Source organism: Thermosulfuriphilus ammonigenes, assembly GCF_011207455.1.
Classification (GTDB): domain Bacteria; phylum Desulfobacterota; class Thermodesulfobacteria; order Thermodesulfobacteriales; family ST65; genus Thermosulfuriphilus; species Thermosulfuriphilus ammonigenes.
In genome coordinates this window covers 2,250,231-2,263,036 of record NZ_CP048877.1, presented here as the reverse complement: position 1 = coordinate 2,263,036, position 12,806 = coordinate 2,250,231, and the positions used below count along the sequence as shown (strand labels likewise).

The following is a 12,806-nucleotide window of genomic DNA, read 5'->3' as shown; positions in this document are numbered from 1 at the left end:
GCCTTACGCCAGTAAGTCAGGAGACACCTCCGAAATTATTTAAGCTCGGCCCAGCTCTTCCCCCAAGAGACATTGACTTTCAGAGGAACCCGAAGTGTGACCACCGTCTCCATGAGTTCGACAATACGCCGGGCCACATCTTCCACCTGAGGCTCCGGGATTTCAAAAAGAAGTTCATCGTGAACCTGGAGAATCATTTTGGCCGGCATTTCCTCTTTCTTTATGGAGCGATGGATTTCTATCATCGCCAGTTTGATGATGTCCGCCGCCGACCCCTGAATGGGAGTATTAATGGCTGTTCGCTCGGCAAACTCCCGGGCCGCCCGGTTAGGACTATTTATATCTGGCAGATATCTTTTTCGGCCGAAAATGGTAGCCACATAACCCTTTTCTCGGGCCTCCGCTACAATCTGCTGCATGTAATCCCGCACCCCGGGATATCTCTCAAAATAACGTTCGATAAAGGCAGCGGCCTCCCGACGGCCAATTTTAAGCTCTTTGGCCAGGCCATAAGGGCTCATACCATAAACGATACCAAAGTTGATAGTCTTGGCCACTCGCCGCATCTCCGAAGTGACCATCTCTCGAGGAACCCCAAAGATCTCCATGGCCGTCCGGGCATGGATATCCTCCCCCCGGGCGAAGGCCTCAACCAGAGTTTGGTCCTGGGAATAATGGGCCAGGACCCTGAGATCAATCTGGGAATAATCTGCAGAAAGAAGAAGGTGGCCCTCCTCGGGAACAAAGGCCCGTCTTATTTTGGTTCCCTCTTCCCCGCGAACAGGAATATTTTGAAGGTTGGGCTCCGAGCTTGAGAGACGGCCAGTGGCCGTAACGGTCTGGTTAAAAGAAGTGTGGAGACGACCATCAAGGGGGTTTACCATCCGGGGCAAGGCATCAACATAGGTGGACTTAAGTTTGGCCAAAGTCCGATACTCAAGAACCAAACGAGGCAGTTCGTGAAGGGCCGCCAGCTCCTCCAAGACTTCGACATCTGTGGAGTAGCCCGTCTTTTTCCTGGTCTTTTTCAGGCGAGGTAGTCCCAACTTATCAAAAAGAATTGATCCCAAACGCCGGGTAGAGTTGATATTAAAGGCCTCTCCGGCCAGGGCATATATGCGCTCTTCAAGCTCAAGAAGCCTTCTTTCAAACTCCCGCGAGAGCTCCCGGAGATAGACGAGATCTATCTTGACCCCGACGATCTCCATCTCCGCCAAGACATAAATTAAGGGAATTTCTACCTCCATAAAAAGAGGCCAGAGGGAGTGTTCTTTAAGCAGGGGCCACATCTTCTCATGGAGAAGGTAGGTCACGTGGGCATCCTCACAGGCATAGATCTTGGCCTCCTCAAGGCCCACATCGGCGAAACTACCGCCCTTGCCCACCAACTCTCGGTAAGAGATCATCTTGTGCCCCAGATATTCCTGGGCCAGATCGTCCAGATTATGGGCGCGACGGGTGGGGTCAAGCAGATAAGAGGCGACCATAGTATCACCGGCCAACCCTCTAAGCTCTATCCCCTGGCGGCGGAGGAGAATAAGATCATACTTGATGTTCTGACCGACTACAGGAACCCTCTCATCTTCTATAAGAGGGGCCAAGTGTCTCTTGACCGTCTCAAAGGAGAGTTGATCGGGACTGGTTAAAACCTTATGCCCCACGGGGATATAATAGGCCTTGGGGGGAGAAAAACAAAGGGCCACCCCGACAATCTCTGCTCGGAGAGGGTCCTTATCTGTGGCCTCAAGATCAACAACCAGGAGGGCGGCCCCACGGGCCTGGGCCACCAAGTCCTTAAGCTCTTCTTCGCTGGTTACCAGATGATAATCATCATAAGAGATAGTCTTCTCCGGAGGTAGCTCCCTTAAGAGCCGGGTAAAATCAAGCTCCCGGAAGAGCTCCCTCAGGCGTGGCCAGTCTGGCTCCCGGAGGCGATAGTGCGAGAGATCCAGGCTCACCGGAGCATTGTCTTTGAGCCTGATCAGCTCCTTGGAGATCCTTGCGGCCTCGGCATGGGCCTTAAGGAGTTCCCTTAACCTAGGGCGAGAGACCTCCTCAACCCTTTCAAGGAGGGCCTCCAGGGAACCAAACTCCCGGATGAGTTTAATGGCTGTCTTCTCACCGATACCCGGGACACCAGGAATGTTGTCTGAGGAGTCTCCCGTAAGGGCCATAACATCGAGAAGTTTCTCAGGGGGGAGGCCAAAGCGTCTTTCTACAGCCTTTCGATCGTAGATTATGTTTTTCATCGGATCCCAAATTATGACCCGGTCGGAGACAAGCTGGAGAAAATCTTTGTCTCCAGAGATAATAACCACCTGATGGTCTATCCTGCGGGCTAAAGTAGCAATAATGTCATCAGCCTCGTAGCCCTCGATCTCCAGGATGGGGATCCCTAGGGCCTGACCGATTTCTTTAATGTAAGGTAGTTGAGGGATGAGATCCGCAGGCATCTCTGGACGGTTGGCCTTGTAGGCCTCGTACATCTCGTGGCGAAAGGTGGGACCCGGAGCGTCAAAGACCAGGGCCATATAAGTGGGACGCCTTTCCCTTAAAACCTTCCAGACCATGTTGGTAAAGCCGTAGATGGCCTTTGTTGGGAGCCCCCGACGGTTGGAAAGATGGCCGGTTATGGCAAAATAGGCCCGGAAGACATAAGAACTGGCATCGATCAGATAAAGATAGTCGTTTCTATTCATTGTTTGACTTTCAGGATCCTATTAAGTATCTTCACTGGCCGGAAAAGTAAACCAGAAAGAGGAAAGATCCATGGCCAATGTGATCGTCGTCGGAACCCAGTGGGGAGATGAAGGTAAAGGCAAGATTGTCGATCTGCTCACCTCCAGGGCCCAGGTAATTGTTCGTTTTCAGGGTGGAAACAACGCCGGCCATACCTTAGTGGTCGGTGGAGAGAAATACATCCTTCATCTCATCCCTTCGGGAATCCTCAATGCTGACGACAAAACCTGTCTTATCGGCAACGGCGTAGTGGTGGATCCCGAGGTCCTTCTTAAGGAGATAGAAACCCTTAATCAACGAGGCTATCCGGTACCCCCGGGAAAACTTTATTTAAGTGAAAATGCTCATCTTATCATGCCCTACCACAAGGCTATTGACCACGGCCGAGAGGCCCGCAAGGGCAAAAAGGCCATTGGAACCACTGGCCGAGGCATTGGTCCCTGCTATGAAGACAAAATTGCCCGGCGGGGGATAAAAGTTATTGATCTCTTAGACGAGAATCTCTTTGCCGAAAAACTTCGTGACGTTCTGGAAGAAAAAAACTTTTATCTGGAAAAGTTCCTGGGAGTTAACCCTCTCCCCTTTGAAGCAATTTATGATACTTATCTATCCTTCGGCAGACAGCTGGCCCCTTATGTAACCAACGTCTCTGTCAAGCTGGCCGAGGCCATGGAGGCCGGGAAGAGCATCCTCTTTGAGGGAGCCCAGGGCACCCAACTTGATATCGACCACGGTACTTATCCTTTTGTGACCTCCTCCAACACTGTGGCCGGCGGAGCCTGCTGCGGTGCCGGTATTGGCCCCACCAAGATTGACGTTGTTCTGGGAATCTGTAAGGCCTATACCACCAGGGTCGGTGGAGGCCCGTTCCCTACCGAACTTACTGACGAGGTCGGGGATCATCTCCAGCGCCAAGGGGCCGAGTTTGGCTCCACCACCGGTCGAAAAAGGCGCTGTGGCTGGCTGGATATAGTCGTCCTTAGAGAGGCCGTCCGCCTCAATGGTCTTACGGCCCTAGCTATTACCAAGCTTGATGTTCTCTCCGGCCTTAAGTCCCTTAAAATATGCACAGCCTATCAGTATGAAGGCCAGATCTTCCGATCCATGCCGGCCAACATCAACCAGGTGGCCCAGGCCCAACCCATCTATGAAGAACTCGAAGGTTGGTCTGAGGATATTTCCGGAGTGCGGGCCTTTGAAGAACTCCCCTCGGCGGCCCAAAACTATATCCGACGCATTGAGGAACTGGCGGGAGTACCTGTCTGGCTTATCTCTGTGGGGGCTTCTCGAGAAGAAACTATCATTCTTCACCACCCCTTTGCCGGACATTGAGGACACCGGGGGCGGCCCTTTAGGCAAAAGTTCTTCCCTAAGGCCACCAAAAGGGCGTGGTATTCCTGATAAAGCTGAACGTCCTCTGGCAGGTTCTCCATAAAAAAATCCTGAATCTCTTGGTAACCGGCCTCCTCAGGAACAAGAAGGTGACGATGAAGTATGCGCTTAGTGTAGGCGTCCACCACGAAGATCGGCAGGTGACCGGCATAAAGGAGAATTGAATCCGCTGTCTCCGGGCCAATACCAGAGACAGCCAAAAGCCGCGGCCGCAACGACAGGCCTTCGGCAAACATGGCTTCAAGATCACCCTGCCAGCCCTCCATAACAAACTCCAGAAAGTTCTTGAGCCGTCTGGCCTTCAGATTGTAGTATCCGGCTGGCCGAATAAGGTGGGCCAGATGGTCTGTAGGCACCCTCCACAAGGCCTCGGGGTCAAGAAGATCTTGACGGCGGAGATTGGCTATAGCCTTTTCTACGTTCTGCCAGTTGGTGTTCTGGGTAAGGATAGCCCCCACACAGACCTCAAAAGAGGTCTTAGCCGGCCACCACCCCTGGGGGCCAAAATGATTCAGAAGCAAATGATAGAGCTCAATAAGCCTCTGCGAACGGTTCAAGGCTAGTCAGAACGGACAAAGACCAGGTAGAAAAGAACAGAGAGGAACCCAACACCACCAGCTACAAAAAGCCCTATACTCTTTAGATCTGTTTGACCGCCGGTGCGGGGTAATACGTAGTAGATAAAGGCCCACAATCCCAAAGCACCGCATATAAGCCAGGCCGTGGCGTAGGCCCGGCGAATGAGAAGAAAAAGCATGACTGCCGCCAAAGGTCCCCAATAAAGGGGGCTGGAGAGAATAACGACCGGATCAGTCCTTTTGAGAAAGGAAATAATGGACTGGGTACTTAACAGCTCCCCCAGACGTTGGAAATCTATATGAGGCAGAGAGAGGGAGGCCATGGGTGACTAATCTTGAGCCTCCAGGTTTTCCCAAACGAGCATCATGTAATCTCTGAGCTTCTCTGACTCCTGCTCTGTCATCCCCCGGGTAGCCTTGCTTCTGACTGTCTCCCCTACTTTGCGAAGCTGTTTTTCCAGCTCCCGTCCCCGATTGGTAAGGACTATACGATAAGCCCGGCGATCCTTTGGTGAGGGCCGACGTCTTACCAACCCCGCCTCTTCCAAGCGATCAATAATGCGCACTAAAGTGGGGCTTTCTATGTGGAGTTTTTGAGCCAGAGCACTTTGGGTGATGCCGTCCTGATTGTAGAGTTTCATTAAAACACAAAACTGAGCGGTGGTCAGCCCCAGGGGTTGAAGGAGACGATCCACCTCCTTCTGAAAGGAACGATAGACTCGATTGGCTAAGAACCCCAAACACCTGTCTAGAGTAAACTCCGGCTTAGTCATGGCACAAAAATTAGCCTCTTAATTAGACAATTGCAACTTTTTTTTATAATTATGGTTGACGATTCACCTTGTTATTAGGCCATTATAGTCGATGATGTTTTTACTTTCTTAAGAAAACATTCCTAAAAAGGCAAAATCTCCAAATATCTCACTTTATAAGCTAGAAAAACTTTGATTTATTAAAAATTTATTTCTTCTTTTAACAAGAAAGGGGCTTTAGAGTCGATAATCATCAATCTTGGCCCTTTAGAGATCTCAAAAAAGTCTCCCCAGGAATTTTTCCCTTGGTCGATTTTAAGAAAAAGAAAGGTTAGCTGAGGCAGATCCTTACTGTCGTCTTTGCCGGGTTATTGACATGTCAAAAATTGAGGCTACAAATGAATGACTGGCATTGAAAATGAGTAAAAATGGAATCCTTTCTGAAAAGGTATTAGTCCTTAATCGTTATTACCAGGCCATCCAGATAACTACTGTGCTCAAGGCCATCTGTCAGCTTTTCAAAGGCAATGCCCGGGTAATCACCCCAGATTGGACTACCCACACCCTGGAGGAGTGGGTTGAGGCCTCCAACTTCTACGACAACGGCCGGCTCATCCGCAGTCCCAGCCTGGCCATTATGGCCCCGGAGGCCATCATTCTCAATCGCTACGATCGTTTACCTCGCTCCGAAGTGGTCTTTAGCCGGGCTAATCTTTTTATTCGTGACAATTTCACCTGCCAGTATTGTGGTCGGAGTGTCCGTTCGGCCAAAGACCGGACCATCGATCATATAATCCCCAAGAGCCGGGGAGGGAAAACGGTTTGGGGCAACGTGGTCCTTTGTTGCCGTAAATGCAACCTCAAAAAGGGAGACCGGACCCCAGAGGAGGCTGGCATGAAGCTTCTCAAAAGGCCAACCGCTCCCAAATGGCAGCAGATCCTCCTTGAGGAGTTTCCCGAACACAAGCGAGGTATCTGGAAAGATTTTCTAGAATTTGCTGGCCTGTTTCGCTAAGATCTCAGAAGAAATTATTTAGGAGGCGGTCATGGGCAGACAACAAATCATCACCAAGGGTATAACCCAGGGGGTCTATGTAGTTACCGTAAGGGCCAAAGATAAAATCAACGGCATGACCGCAGCCTGGGTAAGTCAGGTCTCCTTCAAACCTGCCTACCTGATGGTGGCTATTGCCCCTCAGCGATACACTTACGGGCTTATCCAAGAAAGTGGCTACTTTTGCCTTAATGCCCTTAAGGAGGGCCAGATAGATCTGGCCAAGCACTTTGGATTCAAGAGCGGCCGTCAGGAGGATAAATTTCAGGGGATAGATTTTCTTAGTGCCCTAAAGGGGTCGCCAGTCCTCAAGGAGGCCTTTGCCTATTACGAATGTGAGGTGGTCTCTACCTGTGAGGCGGGAGACCACGTTCTTTTTATTGGTGAAGTGGTTGACTGCGCTATCCAAGACGAGGCGGCCAAACCTCTTATCTTTCGTTGGGACGACTACTTTGGTTCCAAGTAATGTATAAGGAGCGACCATGGAGAAGGACAGTACCAGGGGCCCGGAGCCGTCTTTTCATCAGCGGTGGGTAAAACTTGCCGAAAAGTATCTCCGAGAGATTATTATTGTTGTCGTTGTGGCCGTTATTGGTGCCGCAGCTTGGGGGCTCTACAATCACCAAAAGGCCCAGCAGGCGGCCGAAGCCTCACTGAGATTGACCACGGCCGAGGCCAAAAGCCCTCAAGAATACCGCCAGGTCCTTAAAGATATTGTCAAGAAATATCCTCACACCGGTGCCGCCACCCTGGCTAGAATCATGCTTGCTGAGGGTTATCGCCAAGATCAGCAGTATAAAAAGGCCCAGGAAGAACTTAAATCCGCCTTGAAGACTGCCTCAAAGGCCAATCAGCCCTTTCTTCTTTTGGGGCTTGGCTACCTTTATGAAGACGAAGAAGATTACCACCAGGCCGCTTCTTATTACCAGAAGGCCCTTTCCTTCGGAGAGGGAATTGAGGAAATTGTCTATCTTGACTTAGCCCGAGTTCAGGAGGCCTCTGGCCAGATTCAAGCAGCCTTATCGGCCTATGAGAAACTTATAGAGCGAAAGCCCTTTGGTCAGCGGCTTTTCTTTGTCGAGGCCAAGCTTGCTGAACTTCAGCAGAAGATCAAAAAAGGAGGCCTGTGATCGCCATAATGGGGATCTTGCAAGTCTTTGAAAAGATCGCCGAACGTCGTATTCAGGAAGCCATGGAGCGGGGAGAGTTTGAGAATCTTGAAGGAAAGGGCAAACCTTTGGTTCTAGAAGACCTCTCCCACGTGCCTGAAGAGCTGCGCATGGCTTACAAGATCCTTAAAAACGCTGGTTATCTGCCCCCTGAAGTCCAATTGATGAAGGAGATAAAGACCACCGAAGACCTCCTCGACCATCTAGAAGATGAAGGCACCAAGTACCGGCAGATAAAAAAGCTCAACCTTCTAATTACCAAGCTCAACCTGATGCGCCGGCGCCCGGTTAACCTTGAAAAAGAACAGGTCTACTACGAAAAGATTGTGGCCAAAGTCAGGGTTCGCCGGCGCTCTTGACAGCCCTCACACCCGTGGCACCCTTTAGCTATGCTTCCTTACCCTCGGATCGACCCGGAGATCTTCCGTATCGGCCCTCTTTCTATCCGCTGGTACGGCCTGATGTATGTGGTGGGCTTTCTGAGCGCCTACCTCTTGGTAAAAAGGGAACTCCTCAGGCTAGGAGAGGCCAGAAGGATTACCCGGCTTGACTCCCTTCTCTTCTATCTGATTATCGGCCTGGTGGTCGGGGCTCGACTTGGCTATGTCTTATTCTACAATCTAGACTACTACCTCGCCCACCCTCTGGAGATACCGGCCACTTGGCATGGAGGAATGTCTTTTCACGGTGGCCTTCTGGGGGCCATCTTGGCCGGATGGCTCTGGTGCAGGCGCCACAATGAAGATTTCTTTTTTTGGGCGGATCGTTTTGTACTTCCGGCACCCATTGGCCTGGGGCTGGGACGAATCGCCAACTTTATAAATGGAGAACTCTATGGTCGGGTAAGCCAGGTTCCCTGGGCCATGGTATTCCCCCAGGGAGGGCCACTCCCCAGACACCCCTCTCAACTCTATGAAGCCATTCTGGAAGGCCCGATCCTCTTGGCTATCATGTGGCGGGCGCGTCGGAAAAAATGGCCCAGTGGAGTCCAACTGGCTGTCTTTCTGATCAGCTACGCCCTTCTCCGCTTTTTGGTAGAGTTTTTCCGAGAACCTGACCCCCAGCTAGGCTTTGTCTTGGGATTCCTGACTATGGGCCAGATCCTCAGTCTGGCTATGCTGATAGCCGGAGGTCTCCTGTTCAGATGGCGCCTGACGGCGATCCAGCAAGTAGGTTGAGCCAGGAATCTTTTTTACCGCCTTTTTTATTTGAGCGGCCACCGAAGCCACCTCTCCATAATGGGAATAGCGCCCGGGAAGATTGACCACCATGGCGATAGAGATACTTGGCAATGGAAAACGCCTGAGGTTTCCCTGACGATCCTTGGAGACAAACTCCCCGGCCTCAAGGTCTTCCTCATCTACGAAGAGTTTGATGAGGGAGTCAAAGTGTCTGATGACCTCCCGGGCCACCTCCTCCGCCACCTCCAGAGGACAGATGAAAACGAAATCATCCCCACCCACATGACCGACAAAGCTTGCCTGAGGGGCCTTCTCAGTGATGACGTTGACCAAGATCCGGGCCAACATGCGAATAACCTCATCTCCCCGGGCGAAACCATAGCGATCGTTATATGGTTTGAAGTTGTCGATATCTACATAGCCAATGACTACAGCCCTGCCGGCCTCGATAGCCTCCTGGATGGCCTTAAGGATAGAGGAGTTCCCCGGCAATTTGGTAAGGGGGTTGTTGTCAGCCACCCTATGGGCCCGGGCAAAGGCCAGCTCCACCCGATTAAGGAGATGTTCCACCGGAGAATGACGACAGATAAAGTCATCTACCGGATAGGCTTCCCAGTCTATCCCTCTGGAGACATCATTTTCGCCCACTACTAAAATAATGGGCAGGAGGGCCAGCTGAAGATTGTTTTTGAGGGCCTTGATGACTTCGATCTCTAAGGCCCCGGTCAGATCTTTCTCGATGATCAAAAGATCAGGCGGGTCATTAAAAAGGGACTCCACAGCACTCTGGAGGTCAGCCTTTATGGCCAGCTGATAGCCCTTGGCCTCAAGCAGAAGACGATCTTTAGGATCAGAAAGGTATCCTTTGGTGATGACGCTTACCCGAGCCATTAAAGGGCCTGCATCTCCAGGGTAAAGGTCTGAAGTTCCATTAAACGGTCATCGAGCTCAGCCAAGATCTCTTTAAGATCCTCTCGGCGGAAACCGAGTTCCTTCCAGGCCTGGGGATTAAGAGGGGGAACAAAGGGATCACCACTGAAACCATACCCCAGGCCTTTAATTAGTATATCAGCAAAATGAACTACAGCAGCCACATCCGGAAAATGCTTGGCCTCCGAGGGATGATGATGGCAATCAATGGGCTCAACCAGGCGATCGGGCAGATTCCATTGTCTGGTGAGCCAGCCACCAATAGTGGCGTGATCAACCCCCAGAATAGCCTGCTCTGCCTGCCAGAAATATAACCCCTTTTCTTTAACCAAAGTGGCAATTTTCTCATAGTCTTCTGGAAACTCGGTTCGGAGAACCACCTTGCCCAGATCATGGATAAGGGCCGCGGTAGAAACCTCCTCCGGATCTTTTATCTCCAGCCTTCGGGCCATAATTCCAGCGGCAGCGGCACAGCCCAAGGAATGTTCCCAGAGGCCAACATCCTCACTCTGCATGGTCTCAAAGATAGAAGAGGTGATTATCAAGGTCTTTATGACGTTAAATCCCAGCAACACAATGGCATTAGCCACCGTGGAGATCCTCTTCGGGAAGCCAAAAAAGGCCGAGTTGACCATCTTTAGAAGCTTGCTGGTAAGAACCTGATCCTTCTCAATTACCGCTCCCAGCTGAACAGCGGTAGTCTTTTCGTCGGCAACCATCTTGGTGAGCTTGGTAATTATGGTGGGAAGGGTGGGGAGGGACTGAAGGTTCTTAAGTCTTTTTTTGATCTGAATCTTTTTTTCTTCCATCTCCCTACCCCTTTTCCATCATGGTCTCCTGAATGACCTCCTTGAGCATCGCTAAAACCGGATCTCCAGCTACCTTTTCAAAGCGTCTTTCTAGCTCGGCCAGTCTCTCCTCCAGGCTCTTTTCTCCCGGCATGGCCACCGGATGCCCCTCAACCACCACAAATTGAACCCCCATGTTGGCCAGGCGGTCAAGAAGGCGCTGGCTAAGTTCGGTGCCCGGACCGCACAGAACCCGCCCGGCCGAATCGGTCACCTCTTTAGCCAAGATCATACCTTCACGGGCTAAACTGATGGGTATCTTCTGCAAAAAGGCCCTCCTCTTTGACCCCTAAGGACTGACGATTGAACTTTTCCTCTGATAGTTTCGACAAATATGGCCATTTTCTTGACTAAAGGGATGGCCTTCGCCGGTGGAAATCAGTCAGTTGTTCAAAAGAGTAAGCTACCTGAAGGAGACGTCCTTCTTCAAAATGGGGGGCCATGAGCTGAAGACCGATCGGCAAGCCTTCTTTACTAAAACCACAGGGGATAGAGATTCCGGGAATTCCGGCCAGATTGGTGGCAATCGTGAAGACATCCGAGAGATACATCTGCAGAGGATCATCCAGTTTCTCACCCCGAGCAAAGGCCGGAGTAGGAGCCACTGGGGTGGCGATGACATCACAGAGGGCAAAGGCCTTTTTAAAGTCCTCAACGATTAGGGTTCGGACTCGACTGGCCTTAAGATAGAAGGCATCATAATAGCCAGCCGAAAGGGCATAAGTACCGAGCATGATCCGCCGCTTGACCTCTGCCCCAAATCCCTCTGAGCGGGTCTTTTTGTATAGAGATAAAAGATCCGTGTATTCCTGGGCCCTGAAACCGTATTTGACTCCATCATATCGGGCCAAATTAGAGCTGGCCTCAGCCGGGGCAATTATATAGTAGGCGGCAACGGCATACTGACTGTGGGGAAGGGAGATCTCCACCAACTCGGCCCCCTCTTTTTCCATTATGATGAGGGCCTCTTTGACGGCACTTTCCACTTCTTGATCCATACCGGGGATGAAATACTCCCTAGGGACGCCTATTTTAAGACCTTTAAGATCCACCTTGAGAAACTGGCGGTAATCTGGAACTGGTTCGGCCACCGAGGTGGAGTCTTTGGCATCATAGCCGGAAATTACCGAAAGAAGTAAAGCGGCATCGGTGACATCCTTGGTCATCGGGCCGATTTGGTCCAGGGAGGAGGCAAAGGCCACCAGGCCAAAACGGGAGACCCGGCCATAGGTGGGCTTAAGGCCCACAATGCCGCAGTGGGAGGCAGGTTGCCGGATAGATCCTCCGGTGTCTGAACCAAGCGAAGCCAGGCACTCATCGGCAGCCACTGCCGCTGCAGAGCCGCCGCTTGATCCTCCGGGGATACGAGAAAGATCCCAGGGATTGGCCGTAGGGAAGAAGGCCGAGTTCTCGGTGGAGGATCCCATGGCAAATTCGTCCATGTTGGTCTTGCCCACAATCACTGCCCCGGCGGCCTTAAGTCTCTCAACAACCGTGGCATCATAGGGTGGGATAAAGTTCTCTAACATTTTAGAGCCACAGGTAGTTCGTATTCCTTGAGTGCAGATGACATCTTTTATGGAGATAGGACATCCAAGAAGAGGGGCCTCCTTCCCCCGAGCCCTGGCCTCATCAGCCTGTCGAGCTGCACCCAAGGCCTCCTCAGCACAGACCGTAATATAGGCCTTCACTTGGGGATCAACGGCCTCTATCCGTTCAAGGACGCTTCTGGTAGCCTCTTCAGAGGTTATCTGGCCGGATCTAAGGAGATCCAGAAGTTCGTGCATAGTCAGACGGAAGGGTTCCATTGCCTCCTCCTCGCTTAGGATTTGATCACCCGGGGAACGACAAAAAAGCGCCCTTCCCTTTCGGGAGCATTAGCCAGGGTCTTCTCTATATCTATGGAGGGACAGACCTCATCGTCTCTAAAGGCGTTGGTCAGGGCCAAGGCATGGGTGGTAGGAGGAATTTGGGCCGTATCAAGGCTATCTAGCTGCTTAACATACTCCAAGATCTCCGCCAGTTGCCGGGTAAAAACTTCAATTTCTTCACTGGAGAATTCAAGACGGGCCAGATGGGCTACATGAAGAACCTCTTCTTTAGTTATGGCCATAGGTGCCTCCTTGCTTTAACCGGGAGCTTAAGGGAAAAACGGTTTTTATT

General features: G+C 51.4%; 15 protein-coding genes. 6 read left to right on the top strand and 9 right to left on the bottom strand.

The window, feature by feature from the left end; genetic code table 11:
- Positions 1 to 35: 35 nt before the first annotated feature.
- On the bottom strand, positions 36 to 2,699 hold the full coding sequence (gene polA / locus G4V39_RS11105; protein WP_166033004.1) for a DNA polymerase I: 2,664 nt from the start codon (positions 2,697 to 2,699) through the stop codon (positions 36 to 38).
- Positions 2,700 to 2,769: 70 nt separating this feature from the next.
- Between polA and G4V39_RS11100 the strand changes: the two genes are divergently transcribed.
- The gene (locus tag G4V39_RS11100; protein WP_166033003.1) at positions 2,770 to 4,071 is read left to right on the top strand and encodes an adenylosuccinate synthase; all 1,302 of its coding nucleotides are present in this window, start codon (positions 2,770 to 2,772) and stop codon (positions 4,069 to 4,071) included.
- Here G4V39_RS11100 and G4V39_RS11095 read toward each other — a convergent pair.
- The 3 genes from G4V39_RS11095 to G4V39_RS11085 are packed head-to-tail and all read right to left on the bottom strand — an operon-like array spanning position 4,047 to position 5,482.
- Positions 4,047 to 4,688, bottom strand: coding sequence for an endonuclease III domain-containing protein (locus tag G4V39_RS11095; RefSeq protein ID WP_166033002.1), 642 nt, complete (start codon positions 4,686 to 4,688; stop codon positions 4,047 to 4,049). The genes G4V39_RS11100 and G4V39_RS11095 overlap by 25 nt on opposite strands.
- A 2-nt stretch (positions 4,689 to 4,690) precedes the next feature.
- Positions 4,691 to 5,032, bottom strand: coding sequence for a hypothetical protein (locus G4V39_RS11090; RefSeq protein ID WP_166033001.1), 342 nt, complete (start codon positions 5,030 to 5,032; stop codon positions 4,691 to 4,693).
- A 6-nt stretch (positions 5,033 to 5,038) separates the two neighbouring features.
- Entirely contained in the window at positions 5,039 to 5,482 is a 444-nt protein-coding gene (locus G4V39_RS11085) for a MarR family winged helix-turn-helix transcriptional regulator (protein WP_166033000.1), read from the bottom strand.
- 397 nt (positions 5,483 to 5,879) lie between these two features.
- On the opposite strand from G4V39_RS11085, the gene G4V39_RS11080 reads away from it, so the two are divergent.
- From G4V39_RS11080 to lgt, 5 genes are read left to right on the top strand one after another with little or no spacing between them, the layout of a single operon-like run.
- The gene (locus tag G4V39_RS11080; RefSeq protein WP_166032999.1) at positions 5,880 to 6,476 is read left to right on the top strand and encodes an HNH endonuclease; all 597 of its coding nucleotides are present in this window, start codon (positions 5,880 to 5,882) and stop codon (positions 6,474 to 6,476) included.
- A 31-nt stretch (positions 6,477 to 6,507) separates the two neighbouring features.
- A complete protein-coding gene (locus tag G4V39_RS11075) occupies positions 6,508 to 6,981 on the top strand; it encodes a flavin reductase family protein (protein ID WP_166032998.1) in 474 nt (157 codons plus the stop codon).
- A 16-nt stretch (positions 6,982 to 6,997) separates the two neighbouring features.
- Positions 6,998 to 7,645 (top strand): tetratricopeptide repeat protein, encoded by a 648-nt coding sequence (locus G4V39_RS11070; RefSeq protein ID WP_166032997.1) that lies wholly within the window; start codon positions 6,998 to 7,000, stop codon positions 7,643 to 7,645.
- 8 nt (positions 7,646 to 7,653) lie between these two features.
- Positions 7,654 to 8,043 carry a DnaJ family domain-containing protein gene (locus tag G4V39_RS11065; protein WP_181494241.1) on the top strand — a complete coding sequence of 130 codons (390 nt, stop codon included), beginning with the start codon at positions 7,654 to 7,656 and terminating at the stop codon, positions 8,041 to 8,043.
- Positions 8,044 to 8,073: 30 nt separating this feature from the next.
- Positions 8,074 to 8,862 carry a prolipoprotein diacylglyceryl transferase gene (lgt, locus tag G4V39_RS11060; protein ID WP_166032996.1) on the top strand — a complete coding sequence of 263 codons (789 nt, stop codon included), beginning with the start codon at positions 8,074 to 8,076 and terminating at the stop codon, positions 8,860 to 8,862.
- Here the strand turns inward: lgt and G4V39_RS11055 are convergent.
- The 5 genes from G4V39_RS11055 to gatC all read right to left on the bottom strand — a co-directional run bounded on the left by G4V39_RS11055 (position 8,749) and on the right by gatC (position 12,756).
- On the bottom strand, positions 8,749 to 9,756 hold the full coding sequence (locus tag G4V39_RS11055; RefSeq protein ID WP_166032995.1) for a GGDEF domain-containing protein: 1,008 nt from the start codon (positions 9,754 to 9,756) through the stop codon (positions 8,749 to 8,751). The two genes, lgt and G4V39_RS11055, sit on opposite strands and share 114 nt — an antisense overlap.
- The gene (locus tag G4V39_RS11050; RefSeq protein ID WP_166032994.1) at positions 9,756 to 10,604 is read right to left on the bottom strand and encodes an HDOD domain-containing protein; all 849 of its coding nucleotides are present in this window, start codon (positions 10,602 to 10,604) and stop codon (positions 9,756 to 9,758) included. Before G4V39_RS11050 ends, G4V39_RS11055 begins: the two co-directional genes overlap by 1 nt.
- A 4-nt stretch (positions 10,605 to 10,608) precedes the next feature.
- Positions 10,609 to 10,911: a hypothetical protein gene (locus tag G4V39_RS11045; RefSeq protein WP_166032993.1), complete on the bottom strand. Its 303-nt coding sequence runs from the start codon at positions 10,909 to 10,911 to the stop codon at positions 10,609 to 10,611.
- An 82-nt stretch (positions 10,912 to 10,993) separates the two neighbouring features.
- Positions 10,994 to 12,451 carry an Asp-tRNA(Asn)/Glu-tRNA(Gln) amidotransferase subunit GatA gene (gene gatA, locus G4V39_RS11040; RefSeq protein ID WP_166032992.1) on the bottom strand — a complete coding sequence of 486 codons (1,458 nt, stop codon included), beginning with the start codon at positions 12,449 to 12,451 and terminating at the stop codon, positions 10,994 to 10,996.
- 14 nt (positions 12,452 to 12,465) lie between these two features.
- Positions 12,466 to 12,756, bottom strand: coding sequence for an Asp-tRNA(Asn)/Glu-tRNA(Gln) amidotransferase subunit GatC (gatC, locus tag G4V39_RS11035; RefSeq protein WP_166032991.1), 291 nt, complete (start codon positions 12,754 to 12,756; stop codon positions 12,466 to 12,468).
- Positions 12,757 to 12,806 lie beyond the last annotated feature (50 nt).